Raw genomic sequence first — 15,401 nt, 5'->3', positions numbered from 1 at the left:
GTGCAGCCTTCAGCGTGAGGTGGCGGCGATGAAACGGGTGCCCTGTTGTTTCAGGGCCACGCGGAACGCATCGGCAAGGGACGCCTTGGTGATGACGTCGCCCAGCTCGACACCCAGGTGCACGATGGTGGCGGCGATCTGCGGACGAATGCCACTGATGATGCACTGCGCGCCCATCAGCTTGGCGGCTGTCACGGTCTTGATCAGGTGCTGGGCGACCATCGTGTCCACCGTTGGTACGCCGGTGATGTCGATGATGGCGATATCGGATTCGGTCTCGACGATTTTTTCCAGCAGCGCTTCCATCACGATCTGCGTGCGGTTGCTGTCCAGCGCGCCAATCAGTGGGATCGCCAGGATGCCATCCCACAGTTCGACTACCGGCGTAGAGAGCTCCAGCATGCTCTCCTGTTGTTCGCGTATGACCGACTCACGGCCAGACATGAAGCACTCGATGCTGTAGAGGCCGAGCTTGTCCAGCAGCTGCGTGGTCGCCCAGATATCCACCAAAGGCTCAGCGCTGTGCTCCTGGATGAGCTTGAACAGCGGCTCTTTCAGCGAGAACACGAACGTCGCTGTTTCCGATGGGGAAACGCCGGCACGGCTCTGGTTGAAGGAGAACTGTTCCAGCAACGTCTTCACCGGCTGCCAGTGAGCGGCGTCGAGATCGTCCATGCCCTGTGCGGCCGCGGTCGTCAGCTTGCGCAGCAGTTCGGCCGAGTTCGTGACGATCGTAGATTCGTTCATGAGGTCGAGGCGCATGCCGGCATTACGTTGGGCGGCGACCCACACGTCGAGCAGCGTTGCCTCATGGTTGCGTAGCAGTTCGGCGATGGCGGTACTGGACATCTAAAATCCTCGGCTATCAAAAAAGGTCCGGCAGTGTATTCGCGCGTGGGTTCGGCGGCGAGCGACTGATGAATACGAATGACGTGAAACGTGGTTGTACAGTCTCGGATGCGTGGTCCTATGACCTCGAATTCCTGGCGTTGGTGCGCACGAAAATCTTCGAACCGGCAAGGCTTACAGGCCTGTGCGGCTCGGCTAACCGTCATAACGACAGGAAGGTCGATGCCCTGGCATATGCGCTAAGAACCGTTATGGACGAGTAGTCGACATAGCGAGTAAGCGTGGCACTACGGTCCAGTTTTGATATCAGTTGGACGTCTGCGCCTTAGATCGTGATTGACCGGGGAATGGTTCCCGAACGCAGGAAATAATGACTTGGAGGCGTCAAACACGGTGGCGCCAGTCAGGCGCTAGACCTAAAAATGGGTAGTGGCTATTAAGTATTATTTTGATGCCATTTGCCGCTAGCCGTTTGGCGCGACTTTACGCTGGCTTGTCATACTAAAACCTGTCTTTATCGTCATGTTTTGCGCATTTGTCGGGCCGCAAAGAAGCGGTCAGCGACGGGTTTTTAGCACTAACGAAAATTTCACTTCCGTGATGGCAAATCGCTCCGTTCGTCGTTCGAATAGGATGATTTTCTTGCCGTACTCCGGGTGGCAGCTATGGTCAAATCGTCCCAGTGTGGAAGTCGGGATAGGGCGTCGTGAACAGTTGACGGCGCGCTAGCATGCCTGGAGCGCAACCGATGCCACACTCTGCCTTGACCCGTATTTCCCCGCTTTCTCTCGCCGTGCGTCTGTCTCTTTTTGGTCTCGCTGCAGGGTTGGGCAGCAATGTTGCCGAGGCTGCCTGTTCGACGTCGGGAAGTACCGTTACCTGTATCGGCTCGGCTCCTGTACTCGCGCCGAGCTTCTCGAGCTCGGCGCCGAACCTGACAGTCAACCTCAACCCAGGAAGCTCGGCGGGTGTATTGCTAGGTCTTGGCGGTAACGCAGTGACTCTCAATGGAGGCGGCGCTACGGTCAACAACGCCGGGACGATCGATCCGTCGCTGTTGGGGCTGCTCAGCATCCAGGCTGCCGGCCTCGTGGTCACCAACCCCGCGACGGCCTCCCGCAACGTCACGATCACCAACCTGACCGGCGGGGTGCTCAAGGGCACTTCGGGTCTTCTCAGCGTAAGCCTGCTCGAGCCATCGGGCATGGCCCTCAATGTCTACAACACGGCGACCAGTACCGCTACGGTCATCCGTAACGACGGGCAGATCGGAGCCAATGCGTTGGCAGGACTGTCGCTCCTCACCGGGGAGGCGCCAGCGGTATTGTTGTACGGCGGAGCGCAGAACCAGTTCACGAACGGGGCGGGTGGGGTGATCACCGGGCGGGTCGGCATGCAGGGCTCCGCGGCAGGTAACCGAATGACCAACGCGGGGCTGATCACCGGCAGTGTCGCGATGGGCAACAGTGCCGGCGGTAACGTGTTCACTGCGCTCACAGGGTCGGAGGTCACTGGCAATGGCGGCATCGCGGTTACCGTAGGCGGTCTGGCCGGCATCAACGTTGGCTACGCGCAACTCGGGATCGTCGATGGTGGGGCCGGTACCCGCGACACGCTGGTGCTGCAGAGTGGGACGAACGGCGTGACAACAGGTACGGCGTCGGCGAGTACCTATCAAAACTTCGAGAACCTGCAGATCGACAGCGGTAACTGGACGCTACTGGGTACGCTTGCGAACGGTGGAACGACCAGCATCACCGGAGGAACGATCGTTCTGGGAAGCGCCGATGCGTTTGGTGCGGGCGCTGTCAGCCTGACGGGCGGCGCGCTGGAAGCGAATGCCAGCGGCTTGAACGTCGCCAACGCCCTAACGCTCGGCGGAACGATCGGGGTCCAGGGTGCGAATGCCTTGACCTTGGGGGGCACCATCAGCGGCACCGGTGGCATCACCAAGTCCGGCACTGGTGCATTGACCCTGTCCGGCACCAATACCTATAGCGGTACCACCGCCCTTAACGGCGGTAGCCTGCTGCTGGCCAACGCCCAGGCATTGGGCGCGAGCACCCTGCGCGTCGACAGTGCATCCAGCTTGGGCGGCTCGGCAACCAGCGTGGCCAACAATGTCATTCTGAATGCGGCTCTTACTCTGCCGAACAGCGACGCGCTGGGATTGAACGGCGTCATCTCCGGCACCGGTTCGCTGCTCAAGACCGGAAGTGGAACCCTCTCGTTGGGAGGCAACAACAGCTATGCCGGGGGCACGACCGTCGCCGCTGGCACGGTCGTGGTAGGCAGCAACACGGCGCTGGGCACCGGCTCGCTCGCGCTGGGCGGTAATGCGGCGTTATCGTCGGGCGCGGCCAGCGTCACGCTCGCCAACACCGTAAATCTAGGCAGTAACGCGTTGACGATTTCAGGGGACAACGCCCTCGGCCTGACGGGCGCCATCAGCGGCACTGGGCGGCTGGTCAAGGATGGACTCGGGACACTGTCCCTGGGGGGTACCAACAGCTTTGGCAATCTGACGCTCAATGCCGGCACGCTGAACCTTGCCAGCAACAATGCGTTGGGCAGCGCCAGCCTGACGGTCAATGGTGCATCCAATCTGACCGGTAGCGTACCGCTGGTGCTGGCGAATGCCGTGCAACTCAATGCCGCGCTTGGGATATCGGGCAGCAACGCCACGACGCTCGCCGGCACACTCAGCGGCGCCACGGGCAGTCTGGTCAAGACTGGAAACTCCACCCTCACGCTGGCCGGTGCCAACACCTTTGGGGGCGGCGTCTCGCTGGGTGCGGGTACGCTGCAAATTGGCAATTCGGCAGCGCTGGGAACGGGGTCACTTCAGGTCACCGGCTCCTCGACGTTAAACGCGCTGCAAGCGTTAACGCTCGGCAACAACGTTTCGCTCAACGCCGGCGCTGCCTTGTCCGTACCTACTAACCAGGCGCTGACGCTCGGCGGCAACATCGCGGGGCAGGGGGGGGTGATCAAAACCGGCGACGCGGCCCTGACGCTGACGGGTAACAACACCTACAGCGGCGGGACGACCCTGGCTGGCGGCGCCCTCGTGTTGGGGAGTTCTTCCGCGCTGGGCGCGGGCGCATTAGGCGTAACGGCGGCCTCCACATTGTCAGGTTCGCAGGCGATCGCGCTGGGCAATGACATCAACCTGTCGAGCCTGCTGACCATCGGGGGCGCCAATTCCGTCGCGTTGAATGGGGCCATCAACGGAACCGGCGCGCTGTTGAAAACGGGTGGGACGTCGTTGACCCTGAACGGCAACAATACCTTCGAAGGCGGCACGGTGCTGGGCGGCGGATTGCTGACGGTCGGCAGCGATACGGCGTTGGGCGCCGGCACGCTGAATGTCACGGGCGCCGCACAGCTGGCTGCCAGCGGGACGCGAACGCTCGCCAACGACGTTAGGCTCGGTGCTGATCTTTCCGTTGCCGGCAGTGAGGCCTTGAGCCTCGGCGGCGTCCTGAGTGGCGCATCTTCGCTGATCAAGACCGGGACCGGGACGCTGCAACTCAATAACGCGAATACCTTTACCGGGGGCGTTCAGCTCAATGGCGGCAGCTTGCTGCTGGGCAATGGTGCTGGGCTGGGAACCGGGGTCTTGAGCGTGGGTGCCAATGCGACGGCAAGCCTCGATAGCCTCAGCCCGTTGACCATCGCCAACCAGATCAACTTGGGCGGCAACCTCAATGTGCGGGGCAGTAACGATCTGGCGATCGCCGGCAACGTCGCCGGCAACGGCAGTCTCGTGAAGCAGGGCAATAGCCAATTGACCCTGACGGGCAACAATACGCTTAACGGTGGATTGGATCTGGAAGCCGGAAGCGTGCGCGCCGGGTCAATCAGCTTGAACGGCGATGTGCGTAACCGCGGCACGCTCATTCTCGATCAGGCCGCGAGTGGTACCTATGGCAACGTTATTTCCGGCATCGGAAGCGTGGTCAAGGACGGTAGCGGCAGCCTGTTGTTGAGCGGCAACAACACCTTTACCGGCGGGTTGAACATCCTGAACGGTGGCGTTCAGGTCAGCGGCGGGGCCGCGTTGAATGACGCGCTGGCCGTCAACCTGGCAAATAACGCGACCGCGCGGCTGGAACTGCTGGCCAGTGAGGCCATTGGCTCGTTGAGTGGCGGCGGCCAAGTGGGCGGCAACGTCCAAATCGGCAGCGGTGCCTCGCTCACCCTGGGTGGCGACAACAGCAACAGCCTGTTCGGCGGCGCGCTGTTGGGAGATGGTGGGCTGATCAAGACCGGCACTGGCAATCTCGCCCTGACCGGCAACAGCAATCTCGGTGGCGGATTGAATCTGCAAAGCGGCAGCCTGACGGTCAATGGCGCGCTTGGCGGCACGGTCACGGCCGGCAGTGGTACCAGCGTCGGTGGTACCGGCAACCTTACCGGCACCTTGAATGTCGGTGCCGGCGCCTCATTGGCGGCCGCCAGTGGTCAGACCCTGACCCTGGGCGGACTGAACCTGCAAGCCGGCGCCAATCTGAACGTCGCCTTGGGTACGCCGACCGCGCCCGCACCGCTGCTGAACGTCGCCGGAGACGTCAGCTTGAATGGCACACTCAACGTCGCCGATGCAGGGGGCTTTGGCCAAGGTGTCTATCAAATCATTCGCTATGGCGGTGCGCTCAATGGCGACCTCTCCCTGGGTACTATCCCGGTGGGTTTCGACCTTGCCAACCTGGGCGTGCAAGCCAATGTTGCCGGTCAGATTAACCTCGTGGTGAGTGGAGACAGCGACCTGCAGTTCTGGAACGGCAACGGGGCGACTGGCAACGGCAGCATCGTCGGTGGCAGCGGCACCTGGCAGAGCGGCATTACCAATTGGACGGACGCGACTGGCCTTGGTACTAACGTCTGGACCAATGGTTTTGCCATTTTCGGCGGCACCCCAGGAACGGTGAACGTGGTAGGAAGCCACACGATTACCGGTATGCAGCTCGCCGACGGCTATGCGCTGACGGCCGGATCTGGGGCGCAGTTGAATCTGGCCGGCACGGGCAATCACGTCATTCGTGTCGACCCTAACGCCACGGCCAATGTCGGCGTCGCCATCACCGGGGCCGGCGCGCTGGAAAAACGCGACTTCGGAACCTTGGTGCTGAGTGCAGACAACAGCTACACGGGCGGAACCGTGATCAGCGAAGGCATTTTGCAGGTCTCGGCGGACAGCCAGCTCGGCGCACCCTCCGGCGCACTCGACTTCAAAGGTGGCACCTTGCGCGTGACCGGCCTCGGCTACAACGGGGCGGCGCGCAACATTCTGTTGGGCGCAAACGGCGGCGGATTCGATATCGAGACAGCAGCCAATACGTTCACGCTGGCGCAGGCTATTGGTGGCGCGGGTCAATTGACCAAGAGCGGGCTCGGGACGCTCGCGCTGACGGGCGCCAACAGCTATAGCGGCGGTACCGCGTTGAACGCAGGCCGCCTGTCTGTCAGCGGTTCTTCGGCGCTTGGCTCGGGTGCGCTGACGGTGAATGGCAATGCCACCTTGGCAGCGCTGAATGACACGGCACTCGCCAATGACGTCCGAATCGCGGCGGGCTCGGCGCTGACTGTTGATGGTGAGAGCCCGCTTGCCCTCAATGGGACGCTGAGCGGCGATGCCGGCCGTGTGATCAAGGCTGGCGCCGGCACGTTGCAGCTCTCCGGCGCCAATACCTACGGCGGCGGGACGTCGCTGGTCGGCGGAACCCTGTATGCCGGCAGCGATACCGCGCTGGGCACCGGCGTGCTTTCCGCCGATGGCACTGGCCGGCTCGACAATGCGGCGGGTGTACGGCTGACCAATGGAATCGTGCTGAACGGCGAGCTAACGCTGGCCGGTGCGCGCGACCTGGTCCTGGGAGGCGTCATCAGTGGCACGGGCGCACTGATCAAAGAAGGCGCGGGTGTGGTGACGCTGGAGCGCGCCAATGCGCATACCGGCGTGACGGCACTACGTGCGGGCACGCTTCAGGTCAACGATGACCTGGCCCTGGGGACCAGCACTTTGCAAGTGGGCGGCAATGCAGCATTGGCGGCGAACGCCGTGCGCAACGTGGCGAACACCATTGCGCTCGACAGTGGCGCCACACTGAGCATTAACAATCAGCAGCGGCTGGCACTCAACGGCGTCATTGGAGGTGGCGGCGCGCTGAATGTCAGTGGCGCAGGCGTACTCGCGCTCAATGGGCCGAACACTTATAGCGGTGGGACGACTCTATCCTCCGGGACACTTGAGCTTGGTAATGCGAACGCCCTCGGCACCGGCGCGCTGCAAGTGGTGGGTGCCGCGGAACTGACCAGTACGTCGGCGCTAACACTGGCCAACGCACTGACATTGAATGCCGCGCTGACGTTGCCGGGTACCTTTGCAACGACGCTCGCCGGACCGTTGGCCGGCAACGGCACCCTGATCAAGACAGGCAATGCCACGCTTGGACTCGCCGGCGACAACAGTGGCTTCGGTGGCACCGTGAACCTCGGCGCTGGCGAGCTGGCGTTGGGCAGCAGCGCGGCATTAGGTACGTCCACCCTGAATGTGACCGGCGATTCGATCCTGAGCAATTCGGCGTCGATTAGTTTAAGTAACGGCGTCGCACTGGGCGCAGACCTGACCTTGGCGGGGGCGCAGGATCTGGTGCTGGGCGGCACCATTTCAGGGGCTGGCCGGCTCGTGAAGGCAGGGCCGGCGAACCTTACGCTTAACGGTCCCAACACCCATGCAGAGACCGAATTGCAGGCCGGCGGGCTGACCGTCGATGTCGCCGAAGCGCTGGGCGACTCCTTGTTGGTCAGTGGCATTGGCCGTTTGAACACGACCACCGATAACCTGAACGTCGGACAGAACATTGCGCTCGCGGGCGAGCTCACCCTGTCCGAAGGGGCCGATCTCACCTTGAGTGGCGTGTTGAGCGGCAGCGGCGACCTGGTAAAAGCAGGCGCCCAGACCGTGACGCTTAGCGGAAACAACACCTACACAGGCAATACACGGCTCGTTGCCGGTTCGCTCGTCGTAGGTTCGGATACCGCGTTCGGCACCAGTCGGTTGTTGGCTCAGGGCGGCAGCCTCACCTCCGATGGCTCCCACACGCTGGCGAACCGGGTACGACTGGATCAAGGCCTCGCCGTCACGGTGGCCGACGCGGACACGCTGACGTTGTCGGGCGAAATGGCCGGTGCGGCGGGCCTAAGCAAAACCGGTAGCGGCACGCTGGTCCTTAACGGCAACAATCGCTACAGCGGCGACACGACGCTGGCCGAAGGCACGCTTTCGCTAGGTAACGATGCGGCGCTGGGGGCGGGCAATCTGGTCGTCACGGGAAACGCTACCTTGGATCATGACGCGCCGCTTACGGTGCAGAACGGCATCGGCTTGAGTGCTGGCCTGCTGACGCTGGCGGGCAACAGCGACCTGATCCTCAATGGCCCAATCAGCGGCGCGGGCGGCTTGGCGAAAACAGGGGCCGATGGGCAACTGGTGCTTAGCGGTAACAACACCTTTACCGGCGGACTTGCGCTGCAAGACGGTGGCAGCGTTCTGGTCGGAAACGACAATGCGCTGGGTACCGGTACCTTGAGCCTGGGCGGCGCGACCACGCTGGCAACGACGCAAGCGGTAACGCTGGGCAATGCCATCGAACTCGGTGCCGCGCTCACGTTGGCCGGAACCTACGATGCGACACTGAATGGCGCGCTCACCGGCAATGGCGAGCTGGTCAAGAACGGTACCGGCACGCTATCCCTGACCGCCGATAACAGCGCCTACAACGGACGCTTCACCCTCAATGGCGGCGCGTTGGTCGGCAACAGTACCAGCATCAACGGTGATGTCACCGGCGCGGCGGGTGCCTCCCTCGTCTTCGATCAAGCAACGGACGGCACCTATGCAGGCCTTTATGACGGCGCAGGCGACTTCACCAAAAGCGGCGCTAGTGCACTGACGTTGACCCAAGCACAGGCGTTCACCGGTGCGCTGAACGTGCTTGGCGGCACGCTGGCGACCTCGGGTGATAACTACCTGGGCAGTGCGGGTACGGTGAACCTCACTGCGGGTACGCTGCTACTCAACGGCGCCGAATCGCTGGCGGCGATTCAAGGCCTTGGCAACCTGGAATTGGGTGCCGGGGGCAGCCTGACTTTGAACACCGCTGCGGATCAGGTCTTCGCTGGCGGGTTCACCGGCAGCGGCACGCTCTTCAAGACAGGCAGTGAGCAACTGACGTTGACGGGGAGCAGTAGCCACTCAGGCACATTCAACATTAACGAAGGCACGCTGCGGGTCGACGGCGCGTTGGCGAGCCAGCAGGTCAATGTGCGCAGCCCGGCGACGCTGACCGGCAGCGGCACATTGGGCGGCAATGTCGTGGTGGACGGGACGCTGTCCGCATCCCAAGGCAACAACATCTTTGCGCTGGGTTCCCTGACGCTCAATTCCAACGCCACCTTCCAGGCGAACCTGGGTTCGCCGATCGCGGGCGCAACCCTGGTCAATGTCGGCTCGGACCTAACCCTGGGCGGCACGTTGAGCGTGGTCGATACCGGTGGTTTCGGCCTGGGCGTCTACCAGCTGTTCCAATATGGCAGCCGACCGGTGGAGCCAGGCCAGCCGGATTGGACCGTGACGGGGAATTTCGATCCTGCGATTCAGTTCGCTGGGAACGGTACCGTCACGGCAGCCGACCTCGCAGTCCAAAAAGATGAGGCGAATAAAGCCGTCAATCTTCTCGTCGGCGGCAATACGATTCGCTATTGGGGAGGCGCCATTAACAGCGACGGCAGTCTCGCAGGGGGCGGCGCTGGGAGTTGGAGTACCACAGCTGACAATTGGTCATTAGGCACGAACCTCGGTGGCCGCGTCGGTTTTAGAACGAACGACTTTGCTGTTTTTGCAGGCCCTTCGGCGCCTGAGGGTACCAATTACCAAGTTACGATCGCTGACGAGCAAACCATTCGCGGGTTGCAGTTCCTCTCCGATGGCTACGTGCTGCAGAGCGCTGGAAGCGCGGGGATCACGGTTGGCAACGATACGCCGATTCGGGTCAGCGCCGGCGCAACCGCAACGATCAACGCCCCCATCAGTGGTGGCAGTCTGGAAAAACTCGATGGTGGCACGCTCGTGCTGGGTGGCGACAACCTGTACACGGGCGGCACCACCTTCTCCGGCGGTATCGTTCAGGCATCGTCCGATGCAAACCTTGGCGCACTCGGAGGCGGTTTGACGTTCAACGGCGGCCGCCTGCAAATCACCGGTGAGAGCTACATAGGAACAGGCCGGAACGTAACGCTCACGGACGCGGGCGGTACGCTGGATATCGTGGAAGAAGACGCAACGTTCACCATGACCAATCCCATCACCGGTACGTCCGCCGCGGTCTTGGGCAAGGCCGGTGACGGCACACTCGTGCTGACGGGGGCCAATACCTACGGCGGAGGAACCGTGCTGGAAGCCGGCACGCTGTTGGTGGGCAATGGCGCGTCCCTGGGCACGGGCGATCTCACGGTGACGGGCGCCGGCTCGCTTGGCAACAGTGCCACTACCGGGACGGTCGCATTGGCCAACAACGTCACCATCGCGCGTGAACTCACTGTTGGGGGCGCTGGCAACCTGGCCCTGCAAGGCGTCGTGAGCGGCATCGGTGAACTGGTCAAGGACGGCAGTGGCGAACTGACCCTGGCCGGTAGCAATACCTACACCGGCGGAACCCGCGTCAACGCTGGCACCTTATCGTTAACGAACGATCAAGCCATCGGTACCGGCGCACTGACCTTGGGCGACGGCACCACGCTCGATGCGGCCGCAACGTTGGCGTTAGAAAACGCAGTAGGGCTTGGCGGTACCGTTACGTTGACCGGCGCAAATCTCACCCTGGCCGGGGCCGTCACGGATGCCGCTGGCACCGGTGCGCTGATCAAGGCCGGTGACAGCACACTCACGCTGACCGGCAACAATAGCTATTCCGGCGGCACGGTGCTCGAAGGTGGAACGCTGGTCGCGGGTAACGACAACGCACTGGGCGGCGGCACGCTGACCAGCAGCGATGGCACGACATTGCGCAATGTCGGGACGCTGCGCTTGCGCAACCTGTTTGCCATCAGCGGTCAGCTGACCCTGGACACCGCGCAGTCGCTGGTGCTTGAAGAGTCGATCAGTGGCGACGGTACCTTGGTGAAAACGGGCGATGGCCGTCTGGTGCTGGCGGGGAGCAACAGCTACACGGGCGGGACCACGTTGACCAGCGGCACCGTGATCGCCGGCAGCAATACCGCGTTAGGCAGCGGCCCACTGACCGTCACGGCGGATGCGACCCTGCAAGCACGGACATTGGCGCCGGAAGCGGTAGGGCTCGCGAACGATATTGCGGTCGGCAATGGTACGACGACGCCGACATTGACCTTGTCCGGTGATCAGGACCTGACGCTCAATGGGATCGTTTCGGGCGCAGGCAGTCTGTTGATGACGGGAAACAACACCGTCACCCTGAACGGCAACAACACCTACAGCGGCGGCACCACGCTCGATGCGGGCGCGCTGGTGGTCGGTAACGCCAACGCGCTCGGGACCGGAAGTTTTGAGGTGACCGATACCTCGACGCTGAGCAGCGGTAGCGCCAGCGGCGTCACGCTTGCGCAGGCGATCGACCTGGGCGCGGCATTGACCGTCGGTGGGGCGAACAACCTGACGCTCGCGGGTGACATCGCGGGTGCCGGCAGCCTGACGAAAGACGGTCCCGGTTCGCTCGTCCTGAGCGGCAGCAATACCTACACCGGCGGGACGCAGGTCATAGGCGGCGGTTTGATCGGCAATACCACGAGCCTGCAAGGCGATATCGGAACGGCGGCAAACACAAGTGTGACCTTCGACCAGATCGCGGCGGGCAGCTACACCAGCGTCATCAGCGGCGGCGGGAGCCTGATCAAGACGGGCGACGCCGACCTGCTGCTCACCGGAGGCAACACCTACAGTGGCGGTACGCAGGTGCAAGCAGGATCGCTTACCGGGACGACCGGCTCGCTACAGGGCAATATCGATGTATCCAGTGGCGCATCGCTGGTGTTCGATCAAGCCGATCCGGGCCTTTTCACGGGGGTGCTGACGGGTACGGGAACTCTGGTCAAGAACGGTAGCGACGCGCTTTCACTGAACGGCAACAACAGCGGCTTCACCGGGACGACCAACATCGAAAACGGGCAGCTCGTGGTCAATGGTCAGCTCGGTTCCGACGTGGTCAATGTCGTGGGCGAAAATGCGTCCCTGAGCGGGGGAGGAAATGTCGCGGGCACCGTGAACCTCTCGCAAAATGCGCGGCTGGTGGCCGGTACCTACCTGACGCCGCTGACATTCGAAAACCTGTCGCTCGATGCCTCCAGCGTGCTCGACTTCCAGCTCGGCGCGCCTAATGCCCCGGTAACGCTGGTTCAGGTGACAGGGCAGCTCGATCTCGGCGGCACCTTGAACATTGCCGATGCGGGTGGGTTCGGCACGGGGGTCTACCGTCTGTTCAGCTACGGCACCTTGTCGGGACAGCCGACCCTCGGATCCTTGCCGAGCGGCTATGATCCAACGCTGCTGCGCTTCCAAGGCGCCAATAATCTCTACAGCCTCGTCGTTCAGAACGAAGTCGGTGAAATCCAGTTCTGGAAAGGTCAGAACACCGCGCCAGGGGCGTTGGGAGGCGATGGCGTGTGGTCCTCCACGGGCACCAATTGGGAAGATATCGATCAGTTCTCCGGCACTTGGCAAAGCCGATTCGCGGTCTTCGACGGCACTGCCGGTACCGTGACGGTCGAGGGGCAGCAGACCCTGACGGGTATGCAATTCCTCAGCGATGGGTATCGGCTGGTCGCTGGCAGTGGCGGCTCACTGAACAGCGCTGGGTCCGCTGACGGTGGCGCGACGGTCTTCAATGTCACCAGCGGCGCCACGGCGAGCGTTGCGGTGGGGATCGCTGGCGCAGGCGGCTTGAACAAGACCGGCGCCGGGACCCTGGTGCTGTCCGGCAATAACGACTACACCGGCGGTACGACCGTCGGCGGCGGCACCTTGCAGGTGTCAGCGGACAACGGGCTCGGCGAATCCACTCAAGGCGTGACCCTCAACGGCGGCACGCTGGCGATTGCCGGCGCGGATTACTCGACGACTTCCCGATCCCTGACGCTGGGCGCGCTGGGTGGCGCACTGAGCATTCAGGCGGCGGAAAACACGTTCGTCTACGACAACGCCATCACCGGTAGCGGGCCGCTAACGAAGCTGGGCGCAGGTACATTGGCGTTGACAGGCGCCAATGCCTATACCGGCGGTACGCTGATCGGCCAGGGCACGCTGCGGGGTGACAGCACCAGCCTGCAAGGCAGCATTTCGACGGGGGCAGGAACGACGCTGGAGTTCGCACAGGCAAGCGATGGCCAGTTCAACGGCGCCATCGACGGTACGGGGCGGGTGGTCAAGAATGGCAGCGGTAGCCTGACGCTCAGCGGCGCCAATACCTACAGCGGTGGCACGCTGATCAATAGCGGCAGCCTGATCGGGACCAGTGACAGTCTGCAAGGCGTCATCGCCAGTACGGTCGGCACGCAGCTGGTGTTCGATCAAGCGGCCGAAGGCATCTTCGCCGGCAGCTACAGCGGTGCGGGGTCGCTGGTCAAGAACGGCAGCGGCAGCCTTACCCTGCAGGGCGGGAACAGCTACACCGGTGGCACGCAGGTGCAGGCGGGTACCCTCATCGGTAACAGCACGAGCCTGCACGGGCAGATCGACAATGCGGCGACGCTGGTCTTCGACCAGGCTTCCGATGGGCTTTTCGCGGGCAACCTGTCTGGGGCAGGTACCCTTGTTAAACAGGGGGCGGGCGCATTGGTGATCAACTCTGAGCAAGGTTTCACCGGCAATACCGTGATCAATGAAGGTAGCCTGTTCGTCGGAACCGCGGGCAATAGCGCAGCCGCCTTGGGTGGGCCCGTGCTGGTTCAACCGCGGGGTCGCCTGCAGGGGTCCGGTACGGTGGGTTCGATCACGAACTACGGCGCACTGAGCAGCGGTGTCGATACGCAACTCGACGTCAATGGCAGCTTCACGCAGGGCGCATCAGGCTGGACGCGGATCGGCCTGTCGTCCAGAGGCGCCGGAGTGATTCGGGTCCTCAATACCGCCTCGTTGGCGGGGTATCTGGAGGTCTTCAGTGCGGGTGGATACAGCGGAGACGACAGTTTCACCATCCTGACTGCCGAGCAGGTTCAAGGCACCTACGACGAGGTCGTCCTGCCCGATCTGCCGCTACTGGACGTTGGCGTCGAGTACACCGCGAACGAGGTCAACTTGAATGTGAGCCGTAACGAAGCCTCCTTCGATGACTTTGCCGTCACACCGAATCAGCGCGCGGTGGCAGGTGCGCTGTCCGGCTTGCCATCTGGTGAGTTGGTTGGCGCAATCACCGGGCTTAGCGCAGAAGAGTTGCCGGCGGCGTACGACAGCCTGACAGGTGAGCTGCATGCCTCCACTGCGAGCGCGATGATTGGTGAAGCCAACCTCATCGGCAACACGGTGAACGACCGGATGCGGCAATCCTGCGGTAGCGGAAGTACGCGCGACGCGCGCTTTCTCCTGGCGCCTAACGGCTTGACGACCTACCGCAACGAGCCGTGCAGCGAAAGCGTCTCGACCTGGGGGCTCAATATCGGTAACCCCGGAACGCCGGATTACCAGAACGATGCCTGGGGCCAGACCATCGCCGGATGGGGCAAGTTGAAGGGTGATTCCAATACGTCCTCGCTCGACCGTTCCAGCGCCGGGATCATGATCGGTTTCGACCGGAAGTGGGATGACGATTGGCGCGTCGGGATCGCCGCCGGGTATTTGGAGAGCACCTTGAAGGCGAACGATCGCGCATCGGAGAGCGATGTCACCAGCTACGTGCTGTCGGCCTATGCGTCGCGGCAGTACGGCAACGTGAACACGCGCCTGGGCGTCAGCCATTCCTTGCATGAGATCGAAAGCAAGCGCGACATCAACATCGCCGACTTCAGTCAACGCGCCAAGGCGGATTACGACGCGCGTACGACGCAGTTCTTCGGCGAGCTCAGCTATGTGTTCGACCTCGAGTCGGTAGCGCTGGAGCCCTACGCGGCCCTCAGCCATTCGCGTTACCGCAGTGACCGCGCCACGGAGAAAGGCGGGGAGGCAAGCTTGAGCGCGAAGAGCAAGCAGAACAGCACGCAGTCCAACGTCGGCCTGCGCGTCGCGAAAGGGCTCGATTTTGGCGAGGATGTCGACGTGGTCGTACGCGGATCGCTAGGCTGGCAGCACGCCTTCGGCTCGAACGAAGCGGATGCCTCCATGCGGTTCGTCCAGGGCGGAGAAGGCTTCAAGGTCGATGGCTCGCCAATGGCCCGCGATGCAGCGGTGGTTGGTGCAGGTGTCGATATGGCCGTCAGCGAGCGCAGCCGGCTGGCGGCGAGCTATCAAGGCCAGTACTCCAGCGAGTCGCGGGATCATTCGCTCAGCCTGACGTTCTCCTATGCGTTCTAAGAGAGCGTGACTG

3 protein-coding genes are annotated in these 15,401 nt (G+C 62.9%); 2 read left to right on the top strand and 1 reads right to left on the bottom strand.

From position 1 onward, the window contains the following. Positions 1-9: 9 nt before the first annotated feature. Positions 10-849: an STAS domain-containing protein gene (locus IEY47_RS19160; RefSeq protein WP_188985709.1), complete on the bottom strand. Its 840-nt coding sequence runs from the start codon at positions 847-849 to the stop codon at positions 10-12. A 68-nt stretch (positions 850-917) separates the two neighbouring features. Between IEY47_RS19160 and IEY47_RS19155 the strand changes: the two genes are divergently transcribed. Together IEY47_RS19155 and IEY47_RS19150 are read left to right on the top strand one after the other, a co-directional pair. Continuing rightward, on the top strand, positions 918-1,112 hold the full coding sequence (locus IEY47_RS19155; protein ID WP_188985707.1) for a hypothetical protein: 195 nt from the start codon (positions 918-920) through the stop codon (positions 1,110-1,112). 485 nt (positions 1,113-1,597) lie between these two features. Further along, positions 1,598-15,388 carry an autotransporter-associated beta strand repeat-containing protein gene (locus IEY47_RS19150; RefSeq protein WP_188985705.1) on the top strand — a complete coding sequence of 4,597 codons (13,791 nt, stop codon included), beginning with the start codon at positions 1,598-1,600 and terminating at the stop codon, positions 15,386-15,388. Positions 15,389-15,401 lie beyond the last annotated feature (13 nt).

The organism is Pseudomonas matsuisoli (assembly GCF_014647635.1).
GTDB classification, from domain to species: domain Bacteria; phylum Pseudomonadota; class Gammaproteobacteria; order Pseudomonadales; family Pseudomonadaceae; genus Pseudomonas_P; species Pseudomonas_P matsuisoli.
The sequence above is the reverse complement of the archived record's forward strand: the minus strand, read 5'-3'. Positions and strand labels throughout refer to the sequence as shown.